Source organism: Streptomyces sp. NPDC048560 (genome assembly GCF_040650955.1).
Lineage (GTDB): Bacteria > Actinomycetota > Actinomycetes > Streptomycetales > Streptomycetaceae > Streptomyces.
Genome location: NZ_JBEZIJ010000024.1, coordinates 1 through 3,181, shown reverse-complemented (window position 1 = coordinate 3,181; position 3,181 = coordinate 1). Strand labels below are relative to the sequence as shown.

Sequence of the window (3,181 nt, the reverse complement as noted above, 5' to 3'; positions counted from 1 at the left end):
AACACAGTGGACGCGAGCAACTGAGGACAAGCCCTCGGCCTATTAGTACCAGTCAGCTCCACCCGTTACCGGGCTTCCACATCTGGCCTATCAACCCAGTCGTCTACTGGGAGCCTTAACCCCTCAAAGGGGGTGGGAATACTCATCTCGAAGCAGGCTTCCCGCTTAGATGCTTTCAGCGGTTATCCTTTCCGAACGTAGCCAACCAGCCATGCCCTTGGCAGGACAACTGGCACACCAGAGGTTCGTCCGTCCCGGTCCTCTCGTACTAGGGACAGCCCTTCTCAATATTCCTACGCGCACAGCGGATAGGGACCGAACTGTCTCACGACGTTCTAAACCCAGCTCGCGTACCGCTTTAATGGGCGAACAGCCCAACCCTTGGGACCGACTCCAGCCCCAGGATGCGACGAGCCGACATCGAGGTGCCAAACCATCCCGTCGATATGGACTCTTGGGGAAGATCAGCCTGTTATCCCCGGGGTACCTTTTATCCGTTGAGCGACAGCGCTTCCACAAGCCACTGCCGGATCACTAGTCCCGACTTTCGTCCCTGCTCGACCCGTCGGTCTCACAGTCAAGCTCCCTTGTGCACTTACACTCAACACCTGATTGCCAACCAGGCTGAGGGAACCTTTGGGCGCCTCCGTTACTCTTTAGGAGGCAACCGCCCCAGTTAAACTACCCATCAGACACTGTCCCTGATCCGGATCACGGACCCAGGTTAGACATCCAGCACGACCAGAGTGGTATTTCAACGGCGACTCCACAACCACTGGCGTGGCTGCTTCAAAGTCTCCCACCTATCCTACACAAGCCGAACCGAACACCAATATCAAACTATAGTAAAGGTCCCGGGGTCTTTCCGTCCTGCTGCGCGAAACGAGCATCTTTACTCGTAGTGCAATTTCACCGGGCCTATGGTTGAGACAGTCGAGAAGTCGTTACGCCATTCGTGCAGGTCGGAACTTACCCGACAAGGAATTTCGCTACCTTAGGATGGTTATAGTTACCACCGCCGTTTACTGGCGCTTAAGTTCTCAGCTTCGCACACCCGAAAGTGCACTAACCGGTCCCCTTAACGTTCCAGCACCGGGCAGGCGTCAGTCCGTATACATCGCCTTACGGCTTCGCACGGACCTGTGTTTTTAGTAAACAGTCGCTTCTCGCTGGTCTCTGCGGCCACCCCCAGCTCACCGAGTAAATCGGATCACCAGTGATGGCCCCCCTTCTCCCGAAGTTACGGGGGCATTTTGCCGAGTTCCTTAACCATAGTTCACCCGAACGCCTCGGTATTCTCTACCTGACCACCTGAGTCGGTTTAGGGTACGGGCCGCCATGAAACTCGCTAGAGGCTTTTCTCGGCAGCATAGGATCATCCACTTCACCACAATCGGCTCGGCATCAGGTCTCAGCCTTAATGTGTGACGGATTTGCCTATCACACGGCCTACACCCTTACCCCGGGAACAACCATCGCCCGGGTTGGACTACCTTCCTGCGTCACCCCATCGCTTACCTACTACAAGTCTGGTTCATCGGCTCCACCACTACCCTCAACTCCGAAGAGATCGGGCCGGCTTCACGGACTTAGCATCGCCTGATTCAGTACTGGGCGTTTCAAAGCGGGTACCGGAATATCAACCGGTTGTCCATCGACTACGCCTGTCGGCCTCGCCTTAGGTCCCGACTTACCCTGGGCAGATCAGCTTGACCCAGGAACCCTTAGTCAATCGGCGCACACGTTTCTCACGTGTGTATCGCTACTCATGCCTGCATTCTCACTCGTGAACCGTCCACAACTCGCTTCCGCGGCTGCTTCACCCGGCACACGACGCTCCCCTACCCATCCATACTCCCGTTGGGGATATGTGTATGAATGACACGACTTCGGCGGTACGCTTGAGCCCCGCTACATTGTCGGCGCGGAATCACTTGACCAGTGAGCTATTACGCACTCTTTCAAGGGTGGCTGCTTCTAAGCCAACCTCCTGGTTGTCTCTGCGACTCCACATCCTTTCCCACTTAGCGTACGCTTAGGGGCCTTAGTCGATGCTCTGGGCTGTTTCCCTCTCGACCATGGAGCTTATCCCCCACAGTCTCACTGCCGTGCTCTCACTTACCGGCATTCGGAGTTTGGCTAAGGTCAGTAACCCGGTAGGGCCCATCGCCTATCCAGTGCTCTACCTCCGGCAAGAAACACACGACGCTGCACCTAAATGCATTTCGGGGAGAACCAGCTATCACGGAGTTTGATTGGCCTTTCACCCCTAACCACAGGTCATCCCCCAGGTTTTCAACCCTGGTGGGTTCGGTCCTCCACGAAGTCTTACCTCCGCTTCAACCTGCCCATGGCTAGATCACTCCGCTTCGGGTCTAGAGCGTGCAACTCAATCGCCCTATTCGGACTCGCTTTCGCTACGGCTTCCCCACACGGGTTAACCTCGCTACACACCGCTAACTCGCAGGCTCATTCTTCAAAAGGCACGCAGTCACGACTGCTGTTCCGAAGAACAACAGCGACGCTCCCACGGCTTGTAGGCACACGGTTTCAGGTACTATTTCACTCCGCTCCCGCGGTACTTTTCACCATTCCCTCACGGTACTATCCGCTATCGGTCACCAGGGAATATTTAGGCTTAGCGGGTGGTCCCGCCAGATTCACACGGGATTTCTCGGGCCCCGTGCTACTTGGGTGGTTCTTAAACGAGCCGTTGATGTTTCAGCTACGGGGGTCTTACCCTCTACGCCGGACCTTTCGCATGTCCTTCGCCTACACCAACGGTTTCTGACTCGTCTCACAGCCGGCAGACTATGAAAAAGAACTCCCACAACCCCGTATGCGCAACCCCTGCCGGGTATCACACGCATACGGTTTGGCCTCATCCAGTTTCGCTCGCCACTACTCCCGGAATCACGGTTGTTTTCTCTTCCTGCGGGTACTGAGATGTTTCACTTCCCCGCGTTCCCTCCACACTGCCTATGTGTTCAGCAGTGGGTGACAGCCCATGACGACTGCCGGGTTTCCCCATTCGGAAACCCCCGGATCAAAGCTTGGTTGACAGCTCCCCGGGGACTATCGTGGCCTCCCACGTCCTTCATCGGTTCCTGGTGCCAAGGCATCCACCGTGCGCCCTTAAAAACTTGGCCACAGATGCTCGCGTCCACTGTGCAGTTCTCAA

General features: G+C 56.1%; 1 rRNA gene. It reads right to left on the bottom strand.

From position 1 onward, the window contains the following. Positions 1-22 precede the first annotated feature (22 nt). A 23S ribosomal RNA gene (locus tag AB0C82_RS34455) occupies positions 23-3,149 on the bottom strand. Positions 3,150-3,181: the final 32 nt, after the last annotated feature.